General features: G+C 45.5%; 10 protein-coding genes, 1 pseudogene and 1 riboswitch. Of the genes and pseudogenes, 6 read left to right on the top strand and 5 right to left on the bottom strand.

Translation table 11 applies throughout. From position 1 onward, the window contains the following. Positions 1 to 35: 35 nt before the first annotated feature. A pseudogene (locus tag DESDE_RS09080) lies at positions 36 to 686 on the bottom strand (GyrI-like domain-containing protein); the annotation flags it as partial. A 183-nt stretch (positions 687 to 869) separates the two neighbouring features. Between DESDE_RS09080 and DESDE_RS09085 the strand changes: the two are divergent. After that, positions 870 to 2,480, top strand: coding sequence for an N-acetylmuramoyl-L-alanine amidase (locus DESDE_RS09085; protein WP_014793741.1), 1,611 nt, complete (start codon positions 870 to 872; stop codon positions 2,478 to 2,480). 70 nt (positions 2,481 to 2,550) lie between these two features. Here DESDE_RS09085 and DESDE_RS09090 read toward each other — a convergent pair whose 3' ends face one another. Then, positions 2,551 to 3,216 (bottom strand): hypothetical protein, encoded by a 666-nt coding sequence (locus DESDE_RS09090; RefSeq protein WP_014793742.1) that lies wholly within the window; start codon positions 3,214 to 3,216, stop codon positions 2,551 to 2,553. A 219-nt stretch (positions 3,217 to 3,435) separates the two neighbouring features. Then, complete coding sequence (locus DESDE_RS21845; protein ID WP_158309865.1) at positions 3,436 to 3,585, bottom strand: hypothetical protein; 150 nt, start codon at positions 3,583 to 3,585, stop codon at positions 3,436 to 3,438. 313 nt (positions 3,586 to 3,898) lie between these two features. Here DESDE_RS21845 and DESDE_RS09095 point away from each other — a divergent pair, with 313 nt between their 5' ends. Both DESDE_RS09095 and DESDE_RS09100 read left to right on the top strand, forming a co-directional pair. Beyond that, entirely contained in the window at positions 3,899 to 4,258 is a 360-nt protein-coding gene (locus tag DESDE_RS09095) for a BlaI/MecI/CopY family transcriptional regulator (RefSeq protein ID WP_014793743.1), read from the top strand. Continuing rightward, positions 4,255 to 6,723 (top strand): DUF5301 domain-containing protein, encoded by a 2,469-nt coding sequence (locus DESDE_RS09100; protein WP_014793744.1) that lies wholly within the window; start codon positions 4,255 to 4,257, stop codon positions 6,721 to 6,723. Before DESDE_RS09095 ends, DESDE_RS09100 begins: the two co-directional genes overlap by 4 nt. A 42-nt stretch (positions 6,724 to 6,765) precedes the next feature. Here DESDE_RS09100 and DESDE_RS09105 read toward each other — a convergent pair whose 3' ends face one another. Next, complete coding sequence (locus tag DESDE_RS09105) at positions 6,766 to 7,236, bottom strand: pyridoxamine 5'-phosphate oxidase family protein (protein WP_014793745.1); 471 nt, start codon at positions 7,234 to 7,236, stop codon at positions 6,766 to 6,768. A 151-nt stretch (positions 7,237 to 7,387) separates the two neighbouring features. Between DESDE_RS09105 and pdxR the strand changes: the two genes are divergently transcribed. Together pdxR and DESDE_RS09115 are read left to right on the top strand one after the other, a co-directional pair. Further along, positions 7,388 to 8,797 carry a MocR-like pyridoxine biosynthesis transcription factor PdxR gene (gene pdxR, locus DESDE_RS09110; RefSeq protein ID WP_014793746.1) on the top strand — a complete coding sequence of 470 codons (1,410 nt, stop codon included), beginning with the start codon at positions 7,388 to 7,390 and terminating at the stop codon, positions 8,795 to 8,797. Between the two features lie 148 nt (positions 8,798 to 8,945). After that, positions 8,946 to 9,033: riboswitch (NiCo riboswitch) on the top strand. Positions 9,034 to 9,088: 55 nt separating this feature from the next. Beyond that, positions 9,089 to 9,964, top strand: coding sequence for a cation diffusion facilitator family transporter (locus DESDE_RS09115; RefSeq protein WP_014793747.1), 876 nt, complete (start codon positions 9,089 to 9,091; stop codon positions 9,962 to 9,964). A gap of 40 nt (positions 9,965 to 10,004) precedes the next feature. On the opposite strand, the gene DESDE_RS09120 is transcribed toward DESDE_RS09115, so the two are convergent. Further along, on the bottom strand, positions 10,005 to 11,231 hold the full coding sequence (locus DESDE_RS09120; RefSeq protein WP_014793748.1) for a PucR family transcriptional regulator: 1,227 nt from the start codon (positions 11,229 to 11,231) through the stop codon (positions 10,005 to 10,007). A gap of 340 nt (positions 11,232 to 11,571) precedes the next feature. Here DESDE_RS09120 and DESDE_RS09125 point away from each other — a divergent pair, with 340 nt between their 5' ends. Next, complete coding sequence (locus tag DESDE_RS09125; protein WP_014793749.1) at positions 11,572 to 14,226, top strand: molybdopterin-dependent oxidoreductase; 2,655 nt, start codon at positions 11,572 to 11,574, stop codon at positions 14,224 to 14,226. Positions 14,227 to 14,231: the final 5 nt, after the last annotated feature.

Consider the following 14,231-nt stretch of genomic DNA (forward strand, 5'->3'; position numbering starts at 1 on the left):
CTTTACTAATCTTGCCTGCCTTTTTGTACTTTTCATTATTTCTTAACCACAGCAATCCATACTTCTTGACGGTTTTCCTGCATGTAGCATTCGATAACCGGAAGGTCTGCCAGCTCATATCCTGAGTTAGGAAGCCATTCGGTGTAAAATTGCTTGTAGACTTTCTGCGTCGCATCAGGCAGTTCTCCGTTCGCTTCAAAAACTGCCCAGGTCGCAGCAGGGTAAGAAAATTCCTCCATTCCTTCAAGTACAGGGATAGGTTTACATTCAGATACATCAACATGGTTTGTTACGGCTATTATATAATTCATTTCTTCGGAATCTCCCCATTGGCCACCGGCTGCAATTCCTAAAAATCCTGCAGGCCTGTAATCAGGAAAATTCTCTATAAACCTTCTCATTGTTCCGTCTTGCCAGGCGTTTTCCCATAGGCCTGGAATAATTTCAAATGCCGCCGATGTTTTAACTTTGTGTAATATACCCATAACTTTAAAGGCAGGCCACTGTTCAATTTGATAATTCATATGATTTTCTCCTTTAATTGTAATTTGAAAGGAGAGCTTGGGGCAGGATTTTAGCTGAACTGTTTCGTTTCTGACACCGGAAGGTAAAACCCCATGAAAGCTCTTAAAGGCACGTGAAAATGAATCCTGGGATTCATATCCATACTTTAAAGCAACATCAACCCAATCCATTTTCCCACTCCCTGTTCAATTCTACCTTTTGGGAAATTGATTTGCACGATATTTTGTGCCGCATTATGTAGTTTTTGGTAAGCCTAATAATTCCAGTGATTCCGCAATTCACATCATGTTATAATCAAAAAGTGTCAATTTTTGTCGATATGATTGAATTGCAGGAGGTCTATTATGCATTGGAAACGGATTTCTTTTTTGTCTTTAGCAGTGGTTCTTCTTTTGAATCTTTTTCCCTTCACGGTTTTTGGTGCTGAAGCAACTGCAGAATCTTCTGCAACCGGAGCCGCTGCTTTAAGATTATATGGTAAAGACCGCACAGCAACTTCCCTTGCCGTTTCTCAGCAAGGCTGGGCTGCCTCGGATACGGTAATTCTTAATGAATTAAACAATTATGCCGATGCTATCGCCGCTACCCCTTTGGCAGTTCAACTGGATGCGCCGGTTCTTCTGACCTATGGCGCTCATCTTGATCCCCGGGTCAAAGAGGAATTAAAACGTCTGAAGGCCAAAAAGGTGATTCTTCTGGGAGGAAATGGGCGGCTATCAACTACTATGGAAAAAGAACTCACTGAACTCAATTATGAGTGGGAAAGAATTGGCGGAGCGGATCGCTATGAGACATCAGCTCTTATCGCGGAAAGGGTTCCCAGCGATACCATGATCCTGGTCAATGGGGATGATTTCCCTGATGCCCTTTCGGCGGCATCTTATGCGGGAATCAAGCAGATTCCTATTCTCTTGATGTCAAACCCTGAGTTTCCCCAAACGGTATCAGACTATTATCAGAAGCATAAACCCACCCAAGTCATTGTGGTGGGGGGAGACGGAGTGGTTCCCGAGCAGCTGGTGAAGAAACAGAACATTCCCATAACCCTTCGTTTGGGAGGGGAGGACCGCTATGAATCAGCAGCTAAACTTTACGAGTATGCTCAAGGTTCCTATGGCTCAAAGCAGCTTTATCTGGCTTCCGGTCAGCACTATCCCGACGCGATGGTAGGAACTGTACTGGCTGCGAAAAACAATTCAGCCCTTCTCATCACGAAAAGTTATACTTTACCTGAGTCAATAGCTCCGATTTTTGCCCCGGATAAGATTGCCGCTATGGAGATTTTTATTCTGGGGGGCACCGGTGTGGTTTCGGGGAAAATTCAGGCTGGACTGGAAGGGAAGGACTTTACCAAGAATCTGCTGATTGGCAAAACAGTGGTCGTGGATCCCGGTCATGGGTCTCCGGATCCGGGGGCGCTCGGACCCAGCGGATCGCAAGAGAAGAATAATAATTTGGCCATTGCTCAATATTTAGCCGTGGAGCTGGAGGCTACCGGTGCCAAGGTGGTGTTAACCCGTAGCGGCGATAATTCTCCGGCTTATTCTCCAGGGACAACCTACACTGAGAGGGGGGACCTGCAAAAGCGGGTGGATATAGCTAACGAAAACAATGCCGACCTATTTATCAGTATTCACAATGACTCTTGGAAAACCGCTCAGGGGACGACGACTTTTTACTCATCAGAAAACCCCAGTGGTACTTCAAGCTATAAATTAGCCCAATATATCCAAAGTGAATTAACTCAGAAGATTGGCACCAAAAACCTTGGCGTGAAGGACTCCCGGCTTTATGTGCTGAGGAACACTACCATGCCCGCAGTTCTGGTGGAGGTTGCTTTTATCTCTCACCCGACTGAGGAGAAACAGCTCAGTGATAATGCTTTTAGACAAAAAGCTGCTCAGGGAATAAGTCAAGGAATTCAAGCCTATATCCGTTACCTTGAGAGAGTGTAAATAAATCCGGCAAATAAGCCCTCGGAAATCCGAGGGCTTAACTTATGCCATAGGCCAACAATTTTTAGTCCTAGAAAAGAAAATCATTTCGTTTAAAGGACCAATTGACTTTTTTGGTCCCCTTGTCCAGCGGAGGATAGGATAAGGAACTATAAGGATTCATTTCGTAACAATAGTTTGAATGAATGCAGTTGCGGATATTCAATAAATCGAGAATCTGCTTTGTGATATAGACACACTCCCCATAACCTCCACCGATGATATGTACTTTAGATCCCTGACATGAATGAAGATAGTCTTTGAAGGCTGGGGGGAGGTACTCCAGTAAGTACTCTTGAAGATTGTCCGAATGACAGACTTTATAATCGGGTATAAAGCTGGGTTCGATGAGTGCCATTAAACCATCATGAAAGGGCAGGATGCAGTGATTATTGAGTAATTCCTGCTTAAACTCTGCCACATCGATTCCCTCTTCTTCCAAGAGGTTCATGGCAAAATCAGTACAATACTGTTTGAAAATCGGCTCACCGGTTAAGCTTTTGTCGATGAACGAGGGGATGAATTCCCCTGAGTAAATTTCCTCAAATACATCAATCAGCATCCTTATGTCCTCAAAGGAATGATTAGCCAGAAAGCGTTTTACTTTAAGCAGATAATTAAGATTATAAAAGCGAGAGTAGGTCTTTTGAATATCGACGACCAATAGTCGATGTTTGTATCGATGGAGAATAGACATACGTTTCACCTCTGATACGAATGGTGTTTATTCTTCCTTTTCTGCTTGGAAAAATAGTACCGATACTACCAATGAGGCAGTGATAATTAAGTAACTTGTAGTTCTCTTGTTCACTTATAGTATATAAGAAGACAAGAGATAAAGTCCATACATAAGATGGGTTATTTGGATAAGTTATGGAAGTTAAAGGATGAAGAATATTGTCCGGGTCGTATAGCTTTATCCTACATCCACACCGTTCAAGCCCGAAAGATAGCCCAAGGATTTTGCTTTAAGGCAGAGAACGGATTCTAAGCGAGCAGGCAAGCAATCTTCGCGAAAAGACTGCAGCGGAGTCGGGTTGGAAACAGGACGTTTCCAACCGCCCATTGAGAACAAGTGCGAAAGCAGTGCTTTCGAGGAGCGATTTGGGCACGAAACCCGGGCGAGGGTTTCGCCCAAGCCGCAATGCCACAGAGACTGCTTAGCGGCGCAGGTGGACCCGACGCAGCGTAGGTCTTGAGTGATTAGATTGCTCCGCGCAGCTAATGGAGTGAACGCCGAAAGCAAAATCCTGGAGAATTACCTTCGGCCCTTTTCAGAATAGAAAGTATTGACAGTATAGGTTTATCGGGATAAACTTATCATAGGTTTATTTTGATAAACCTATATACTTAACTCATGGACAGGGAGGGTGTAAACTGTGGAAGAATTTAAGCTGTTTGATGCGGAGTATAAATTCCTCGATATTATTTGGGGCCTTGAGCCTATCAACTCAACGGAACTGACCAAAGTCTGCCGGGATAAGCTGGGCTGGAAAAAGCCGACCACCTACACCATGCTGCGTAAGCTTTCCGAGCGGGGATTATTAAAAAATGAAAACGCTACGGTGACCACCATCGTCAAGCGGGAACAAGTCCAAAAGTACGAAAGCGAGGTGCTCTTGGAAAAGTCCTTTGATAATTCCCTTCCCGCTTTTTTAGCCACCTTCCTCAAGGATAGGAAACTCTCCCGGCAGGAGGCCGAGGAAATGAAGAAGATGATCGAGGAGGCGACGAAATGAGCAGTTTGCAGGGTGCATTGACAACCGTTCTGAACATGAGCATTACGGCGTCCTATGTTGCCGTTGTCGTCATACTGATTCGTTTCTTTTTAAGAAAGGCCCCTAAAATTTTCTCCTATGTCTTGTGGTCGGTTGTTTTGTTTCGGCTTCTTTGTCCCTTATCCCTGACTTCAGACTTTAGCTTTTTAGGGCTAATCGACAGGAATTTGCAAAGTGGTGCCGACGTGTTGGACTATGTTCCTCAACATAATGCGATGACGCCGCGGCCCACCATGCCGTCCGGCAGTGCCGGTTTCGAGCCTGGGGTCAATGCCTCCTTGCCCCAGATCACACCCATGACAAGTTCAAGCCCGATGCCAATCGGGATGGATATCTTGAGCTTGCTCTGGCTGGCAGGTATTGCGGCACTGATGTCTTACAGTATCATTTCCTATATAAGGACAAAACGGCTGCTGCAAACGGCTACCCTGGTTAAAGACACTATTTACGAATCCGATCGGCTTACGACAGCCTTTGTGTGCGGGTTTATCCGTCCGAAGATTTATGTGCCTCTGGGTGTAGCCGGGGCTGATCTGGATTATATCCTGGCTCATGAGGAAACCCATATTAAAAGAAGGGACTATCTCCTGAAGCCTCTTGCTTTTTTTGCCCTCATTCTTCATTGGTTTAATCCCCTGATCTGGCTGTCTTTTGTCCTCATGAGCCGGGACATGGAAATGTCTTGTGATGAAAGCGTTCTCAGCAAGATGGGCGAGGAAGCGAAGAGGGGCTACTCCAGCTCTTTGCTGGCTCTTTCCGTAAAAAGAAACGGACTTTTCACCATAAACCCTCTGGCCTTTGGGGAACTCCATGTGAAAACAAGGATTAAAAATATCCTTAATTATAAGAAGCCTAGGTTTTGGGTTCTGATCGCTTTGGTCATTGTCATGGGCGCTATGGTATTCACTTTGGTAGCCGATCCTGCCGATCAGGAACCGGATCTGTCCTTCCTCAATCCGAATAATCTGGCATCCCTCCTTATGCAAGGGGAGGGAGTACAGATTAGCGAAGCGGGGTATTCTTATCCCATCATAGTGTCCAGTGCGGAGTTGGGAAAATGGCTGTCCTCGGCTGCGGATGACTGGAAGAAAAAAGAGGTCCCCACACCCTTTGACCTTACACCCTCCATCACTATTCATGTGAATGCGGATAACGAGATTCGCTTTTTTGACGAAGAACCGACTCTAGCTATGATTCAATCCGGTGATCACTATCGTTACTATGCCATTCCCAAGCAAGATTTCCAAGTTATTCAGCAAATAGCCCTGCTGGCCTATCCCAAGATCCAAAGCCTGACCATGTCAAAGTGGGAAAAAGGAGAAGAGGTCGCTTCCGTGACCAGCATAGACAGCACTATTTTGGAGATGGTGGTACATCTGGCCCAGGAAGAAGAGAATTCTCCTTTTCTCTTAAGATACTCCAGTGTGAATGATACGCCGGATGTGGCCGATTATATGCGAATCGTTTTGGAAGGCCCGAATGCTGCCTATACTTATTTCCTCTACACTGAGGATGGAAAGAACTACGCTATTGAAAAACCCTATGAACGCATCTATAAAATCAGCCCGGATACGGCCCAGGCAATCATCGACCTGTTTAAAAAAGCTGGGGATAGGTCCCAGGCAAGAGCCGCCTATGATCTGGAAAAAAGCCTTAACATCATCATGTCTTCTCCCCTAAGCTCCTCCAATCCACAAGATTACATCCGTACCCATCAGGATGAGTATGAAAAGATCCTGAAATATGGGGGTGAAGAGGCTTTGCAATACATGTTGAACCAGTTTGAGCAAGGGAAGGGGGAGGGCTTAAGAGGACATATTATGATGGAACTATGCAAGGATATCTTGAGAGAGCGCAATGGCATTACTGATGAATCTCTTTCTCCTCAGGAATGGTATGAGGCCTTATCCAAGCAGAAAAGGATTATGCTCCCAGATTATACCCATGAGGGAGAGGACGAGGTGGAGAAGCTCGTCTATAGAACGGAAACTGAAAGAAATTCCCAGCCTCAGCGAGGGTTTACGGTGGTTGCCCCGAAAATCTTCGGCAGTTATGAGGAAGGGGAGTTCCTTAAAGTTTTTGTGACGACCTATAGTTCCACTTATACCATCTATAATGATGGCGTTAGAGAAATAGGAGGCAGTGTGATTCCTTCTGCCCACACCTATAAAAAGGACAGCAAGGGGAATTATGTTCTTTTGACTTATGAACAGGCCGGAGACGGGGCTAACTTTTTTACCTCCATTCGCAGCTTTTGCACCCTGCCGGTATCAGGTAAACCCATTAGCGGACTGGCTGAGAAAATCATTCATTACAGCAATGATGAGGAACTCCTGAAGCTTCAACTTGAGAACTTAACTAAACATTTGCGGAAAAACGGCGTAACCAATCCGATAATCGTCAAGCCCGGGAATAATACCATTTAAATAGTCTAAGGCTCTGGCTTGGGGGAAGAACTCTTGAAATACTTATTTATGATATTTTCCGGTACATTCCTTAATCTGTAGTTCAATCACCGCAGTGCCTTTCACCATATTTTCCGGAAGCTCCTTACCAGCAAACTGCGGTGTGTATTTTTCAACTAATCTGTTTAGAACCTCACGTTTATAGGGGATATCTTCCAGAATATGTGCAGTTCCTATTACAACCACGCTGTTGTAAATGGCCTCTGTATCGCAGGCCATCCCTTCACCCGGCTGCAATCCCAACAACTCATCCACTTCAAAGCAAACCTTTGGATTATCCTTCACATTGTCAATCTTTAATCCCTTGGGCAGTCCGTGCATATAAATAGTTCCGTTATAGTATAGAAAATGCATGGCAGTGACATAAGGATATCCGTCTCCGCGAACTGTTCCGAAGCGTCCAATATCCGCTCTTTGCAGGAGTGTGTCAATCTCCTCTTTTGTTAATTGAAAGTGTTTCATCCTGTTTTGCATACATCATTCCTCCTAATTTTTATACATAAGGATGCCCCCGGTTTTTCCGATTGCTAACCATATGCTTTTATTATATGCTAGAAGTGTACCTGTCAAAAGGTACACTTCTAGCATATAATTATGGGTACACTGAATGAGGGATGTATGAACAATGATTTATATTGACAAAGAAATGGACACACCTTTATATGAACAGATTTACAGGCAAATACAAGAGGACATAATTTCCGGAAATCTTTCCCCGGGGACGCTGCTGCCCGGAATCCGAACTTTATCAAAGACGTTAGGTGTCGCGCGTAATACCGTGGATAAGGCCTATACACAACTAGCGGTGGAGGGGTATATTTGCCCTCGAAAAGGTGCGGGTTTTGCCATAGAAAGCATCAGAGATTCTAAAAGGAGCGGTGAAATTCAAAATTTGTCCTGTGCGGTGACTGATGATTCAGGTCACGAGACAGAAGAGAGAAACCTTCCCTATGATTTTCAATATGGAAGTTTTCCTGACGAGTGCTTTCCTAAAGCGGCATGGAAAAAGTATATGCTGGAGGTGCTATCCTCACCCGATTCGTCATCTTATATGACGCAGTATCAGGATAAACAGGGGAACCGTTCCCTGCGCTGTGAACTTCGGAACTATTTGTACCAGACCCGCGGGGTGGTTTGTACAGAAGCCCAGATCCTCATCGGCTGTGGTCTGCATTATTCGCTGGATATTTTATGTAAGCTGTTTGCAAGCCATAAGAGGATTGCCATGGAGGAACCGGGATATAACGGAGCCAAAGAGGTATTTCAAAACAATGGGTTTTTGATACGCCATATTCCATCTACACAAGACGGACTTGACTTCTCAGGGCTAAAAACATTGGATGTCCCTGCTGTTTATGTAACACCGTCCCATCAGTTTCCTTATGGAACCGTCCTGCCGATTTCCAAACGACGGGAATTGCTGGAATGGGCAGCGGAAGAAAATGCTTATATCATTGAAGACGATTATGACAGCGAATACAGGTACGATGCAAATCCGGTACCGTCCCTGCAGTCCATCGATGGCAATGACCGTGTTATTTATATCGGCACCTTTTCCAAATCTCTTTCTCCATCATTGCGCATCAATTACATGGTACTCCCTAAACATTTACTTGGGGCCTACCATCAGATGTTTTCTTCTTACAGCAGCCCCGTTACTTGGCTGACACAGGAAGTGCTGGCAAGATTTCTTCGCTCTGGCGATTATACCCGGCATGTGCGCCGGATGTGTGCAGTCTATCGAAAACGGCATGACGTTTTTGTCCAGCAGCTGTCGAAACAATTCGGGCCAAAAATCGTGCTGCACGGGCAAGGTGCAGGGTTGCATTTTTTGTTGGAGTTTTCGGATGGAGTGCATGCCGACCGGTTAATCCTGACCGCAAAGAAAGCAGGAGTCAGGGTATACCCGGTAACCCCGTTCTGGAGTGTTTCGGAAGCCTGCCCCCCCAATATGCTTTTTGCAGGGTACAGCCTGCTGAATGAGGGGCAGATACAAGAGGGAATCCGCCTTTTGAAGCAAGCGTGGGCTCTATAGAAATTATGGTGCAAAATCGGAAGACGTGATACTAAAAATAAAGTACATTTAACCACATAAGAAAAAGGATAGAAGAGCTACAGATATGCTTACCGGGTATTGACAAATTCGCTGGCGGACCTTAAACTAGTAACATATTAAATTAAATACAAATATAATAGAGCAGGCGATCGGTATAAAAGCCGATGGGGCTGGGCTGGGAAACCGGCAGCAGGAAGAATACCTGTGGGACTATAATTGAAATAATTATTGTGCCACAGGTATTTTTTTACCAAAAAGAGGAGGGGTATCTTGAATACCGCAAATAGGAAGGTAAAGGTTGCCGCATTATCCATCGTATCGAATTCGGTGCTGATCATTCTCAAGGTTACAGCAGGTTTGCTAAGCGGATCCATCAGTATTATTTCCGAAGCCATACATTCCGGTATGGATCTCATCGCTTCCATCATCGCATTTTTCTCGGTGAGGATGTCGTCAAAGCCTGCTGATCGGAAGCATCCCTACGGTCACGGGAAAATTGAAAATGTTTCAGGTGTTCTGGAGGGCCTGCTGATTTTTGTGGCAGCCTGCCTTATCATAGCTGAGGCCATAAAAAAGATACAACACCCCGTGGAAATTTCTCAAACATGGGTGGCTATAGCGGTCATGCTGTTTTCCGGTGTTGTGAACACCCTGGTTTCCAGGATTCTCTACAAGGTGGCCAAAGAAGAGGATTCCATAGCGCTGGAGGCAGATGCCCTGCACCTGAAAACAGATGTGTATACCTCTCTTGGCGTCGCGGTTGGCCTTCTGTTGATCTGGATTACGAAAATCAACATACTTGACCCGATTGCGGCCATATTGGTGGCACTGCTGATCATAAAGGAAGCCTTTGTGCTTTGCAAAAATGCCTTCGAACCGCTTCTGGACACAAAATTGTCGGATGAGGACGAAATGAAGATCAAGACTATTATGGATAGCTATCATGGCAAAATATTGGATTATCATAACTTGCGTACCAGAAAATCCGGCAACATCAAATATATTGACTGCCATCTTACGGTTAGTGAGGGTCTGACCATTCGCGAAACCCATGAAATGAGCGATGAAATGGAACGGGAGCTGGAACTGGCCTTGAAGAATACAAATGTCAACATCCATTTTGAGCCAGGAAAGGATGGACAGTGAGCCCGCCCTGCTGATTTACGGTCAGCAGGGCGGCTTCCTGTCAAGCCAATAATTTTTCAATAGTGTGAAGCCGTTTAATTTTAAGAGCTGCCATGATATCCAGGCGGGTATGGTTATCCGTCAAGGACTTACCTAAGATGTTTTCAATTTTATTCAAGCGGTAGCGCAAGGTATTAGGGTGCATGAAGATCGCTTTGGCGGTTTTGTTCACGTCAAATTGGTTCTCGGCAAAGCTCTCCAGGAGGGCTATAAGGGAACTTTCCGGATCATCTTGTTTGTGCAATTCCCCCAGAACATGGACATAGTATTCTTTTAAGTCCTGGAGATCATGTTTATACAGGATTCGTTCCAAGCCGAGTTCACTGAAGAAGGGAACAGGTATTTCTAATAGCTTTCCCATTTCAAAAGCCACTTTAGCTTCCTGATAACTGCGAAAAAGCTCGGTGGATTCGGAATAAACCTGTCCTACTCCACAGGTTACCAGATTATTTAATTCCGTGGTTCTGATTTGAGAAAAAGTTTTTTCAGCAAAACCAAGTATTTCTTCCTTTTGCAAAGCAGATTTATCCGCCTGAAGAGGAACGAGGATCACCAGTTCATTTTGGCGGAGGATGAGTGCCGGGTTTTTATAATAGTTATCGATGAAAATTTCTTCTATGATGCGGGAGAGAAAATCCATAAGATGATGCCCCGGATTATGATGCTCCGGATCAGGAAGGAGAAAAACCATAACCGTATGGGGGCGACTGAAATTCCAGCCCCACACTTCTCCGGTAGCAATGATATCTTCACTGCGTTTAAGGTTTCCGTAAAGCAGATCATAGAGAAAGGCATTTTTAAACTTGCTTTGCTCCTGCTTAAGCTCTAACCGGCTCTGGAGGTGGACGGCATAGAGTGATGATGTATAATCCAACAGGGGTTGAAAGGCTTCTCGATCCGGATTATCTTCATCACTAAGAATGAAAATATACCCAATGACACGGCCAAGGGGAGCAATAGCACGACCTATGGCACGTACCTTAAAAGTACCCGCAGAGATATGACAGAGAAAAAGGCTTTCGTCATGGATCCGAGGGTCATCCAGTTCAACTTGAAAGAATTCACAATCATAGTGAGAAGAGGAGGCAACCAGTTTATAAGCAGAAGTTGAAACCAGTACAGGCCGATTAATGACCTTAGCTAAAGTATGGGTCAGAAGATCTAACCCCTGTCCTGAAGCCATAACCAATTCTTGCATATAATCCGGAACGGAAAATTGCTTGTTCATATAGACCACCTTTCTCACGATTTACCAAGGAAAAGCTCAGGGGTTCATTCTAGGCGACTCTTAAAAGTTAGGGTAGAATGGTATTTATAGTTATAGATTAATTTTGATTCTATAAGGGATGATTGTAAAGTCCTTTAATCTGTATCCCGGAATAAAAAAAGCGTGGCTTTTTTGTACTTGTGAACATATGACCAAAATGGGCGGCAAGCTATACTGATTATAGATTCGGGAGCGGCTCTCGTCAAATAAGAGGAAGTATGTTCCTTTTTTATTGCGAAGAGGCACAGAATTTCGCTCAGGCATGATGGAACGCTGATTTAAAAGGGAGGTTCAAGGTACTATGTCAAGTTTTCTTAAAAAAGTAACGGATAAAACCATAAGCCGCAGGAGTTTCTTAAAAGCAACTGCGGCAGGTACTGCCGGCTTGGCACTGACCGGTTGCGGGAGTGTCTTAGCACCGGCGGGGGGAAAGATCAATGCGGTGGGAGAGGAGCAAGGAGAATGGATCTCGGCAGCCTGCTGGCATAACTGCGGTGGACGATGTTTGAACAAAGCACTGGTGGTGGATGGAGTAGTCATTCGCCAGAAAACAGATGATACCCATGAAGATTCTCCAGACTACCCACAACAGAGAGGTTGTTTGAGAGGACGCTCTCAACGCCAGCAGGTCTTTGGCGCGGATCGGTTGAAATACCCCATGAAACGCAAACATTGGCAGCCCGGCGGAGGGGATAAATCCCTGCGCGGTCAGGATGAATGGGAGCGGATCAGCTGGGATGAAGCCTTGGCTTATATTGCCGATGAATTGAATCGGGTGAAAAAAGACTATGGCAACCGTTCGATTCTGCATATTGGAGGATGGAGCAGCCGAATTACGGATATCTCAAGAACCTTGGGATTGTATGGGGGATATTGCGAATACTGGAATACCAACTCTTTCGGCAGTTGGGCCATGACACCTAAAACCGTTGGTTTTATGCAATTAGGAGTATGGGATCAGACGGTGAATGATCGTTTTGATCTGCGGAACTGTGAGACCATTATCATGCTCAGCATGAATCCGGCCTGGAGTGCGATGGGAAGTTCCAGTTGGCACTATAGGCAAGCCAAGAAAGCCGGAGCGAAATTTATCGGGATTGACCCCTTTTTCAATGCTACCTATTCTATGTTGGGTGCACAGTGGGTACCGGTCCGACCAAGTACGGACGCAGCCTTGCTGTTAGCCATTGCCTATGTCCTCATTACCAAAGATCACCCGACCCTTAATCCTTTGATTGATTGGGAGTTTTTAAATAAGTGTGCTATTGGCTTTGATGCAGAGCATATGCCGGAAGGTGAAGATCCTAAAGGCAATTTCAAAGACCATGTGCTCGGGACTTACGACGGTGTTCCTAAAACACCGGAATGGGCCAGTGAAATTTGTGGAGTGTCTGAAGACCAGATCGAGAAATTAGCGCTGGAGTTCCGAAAAGATAAAAAGGTAGCCTTCATCTGCGGGATGGCTTCCGGAAGAACCAGAAACTCGGATAATCTGCCGCAATTGATTATGACCATCGGAGCCATGACCGGTCATATGGGCAAATCCGGACATATGACCGGCAGTACCATGCATGCCACATCCGGCAATGGGGGCCCGGCTCTGGTGTGTGCGGGTTCCAACGGCCTGCCGGGGATCCCTAATCCCGTAGATGACAGTATTAATGCAGGTCAGGTCTGGGACGCGATCCTAAACGGCAAATACAACTTCACCGGAAGCGGGGACTTCACTTCAGCCGACCAATACAAACCTGGTGAAGAAAGAGATATCGATATTCGGATCATTTATCATTCAGGCGGTGCGACGTTGCAGACCAACGATGGGATGACCAAAGGGATCGAAGCCCATCGCAAGGTGGATTTGGTTGTCTCTCATTCTCAGTTCGTCACCACAAATTCCAAGTATGCAGATATTGTCCTCCCGGTAACAACGGAGTGGGAGAAAATCGGCGGTTTCTCCGGAGGAACCTTGGTGCACAGCGGCAACCGTGAAATGATTATTATGTATTCCCAAATCTCGGAACCCCTTTACGAAGCCAGGAGTGATCAATGGATCGCCATAGAACTGGCCAAGAAGTTGGGAATCGATGAAAAAGAAGCCTTCCCCTTTGATGAGAAGCAGCAGTTCTTTAATGCCTTGGCCAGCACTACAGTAGTCAATGAAGATGGGAAGACCTACGGGCCCTTGGTGACCATAACCCAGGAAGATATTGATGAGTTAGGAGTGACCGGCAAGCCCCAAACTGGGAAAATCACTTATCGTGAACTCAAGGAAAAGGGAGTATATCAAGTTAAACGCTATCCAGGGGATAATTATGGGTATATTGCCTATGAAGATTTTGTCCGGGATCCTGAGAATAATCCCTTAAGCTCAGAAAGCGGCAAGTTGGAAATCTATAGCCGAAAGTTGGCGAAAACCATCAATGACATGGGATTTAGTACAATTCAGCCGATTCCATCCTATATCAAACCTGCCGGGGGATTTGAAGATACCTTCCAGGAATGGGAGGGTAAAGCCAAAGGAGAATATCCCTATCAGGTGATCAATCCTCATTACCTTCGCCGTTCCCACACCGTTTTCGATAATGTGAAATGGCTTCAGGAAGCTTGGCCTAATCCTGTTTTCTTGAATACCAACGATGCCAGGGACAATGGCCTTGCCGATGGGGATACGGTTCTGATTACCAGTCCCTATGGAAAAATCTTAAGAAATGCCTGCCTTACAGAACGAGTAAGACCCGGAGTCGTTGCTCTGCCTCATGGCGCCTGGGTGGATATGGATGAAAAAACGGGAATCGATGTGGGTGGCGCGGATAATATCCTCAGTGGCCAAATCCCGACCGGGCAGGGAGTTTCAGGGTTTAATACCGGGATTGCCCGGATTGAGAAATACACACAATCCAAACTCATTCCCGATGTAGAAAAAGCAGCAAGAATCGTATTCCAGGAAGGGGTGTAAGGAAA

The sequence above is a fragment of the Desulfitobacterium dehalogenans ATCC 51507 genome, from assembly GCF_000243155.2.
Classification (GTDB): Bacteria; Bacillota; Desulfitobacteriia; order Desulfitobacteriales; family Desulfitobacteriaceae; genus Desulfitobacterium; species Desulfitobacterium dehalogenans.

What these genes read in the sequence shown, in the direction of transcription:
- DESDE_RS09125 (WP_014793749.1), top strand. Translation starts at nt 11,572, where the DNA reads ATGTCAAGTTTTCTTAAAAAAGTAACGGATAAAACCATAAGCCGCAGG.
- DESDE_RS09100 (WP_014793744.1), top strand. Translation starts at nt 4,255, where the DNA reads ATGAGCAGTTTGCAGGGTGCATTGACAACCGTTCTGAACATGAGCATT.
- DESDE_RS09085 (WP_014793741.1), top strand. Translation starts at nt 870, where the DNA reads ATGCATTGGAAACGGATTTCTTTTTTGTCTTTAGCAGTGGTTCTTCTT.
- DESDE_RS21845 (WP_158309865.1), bottom strand. Translation starts at nt 3,585, where the DNA reads ATGGGCGGTTGGAAACGTCCTGTTTCCAACCCGACTCCGCTGCAGTCT.
- DESDE_RS09105 (WP_014793745.1), bottom strand. Translation starts at nt 7,236, where the DNA reads ATGCAAAACAGGATGAAACACTTTCAATTAACAAAAGAGGAGATTGAC.
- pdxR (WP_014793746.1), top strand. Translation starts at nt 7,388, where the DNA reads ATGATTTATATTGACAAAGAAATGGACACACCTTTATATGAACAGATT.
- DESDE_RS09120 (WP_014793748.1), bottom strand. Translation starts at nt 11,231, where the DNA reads ATGAACAAGCAATTTTCCGTTCCGGATTATATGCAAGAATTGGTTATG.
- DESDE_RS09090 (WP_014793742.1), bottom strand. Translation starts at nt 3,216, where the DNA reads ATGTCTATTCTCCATCGATACAAACATCGACTATTGGTCGTCGATATT.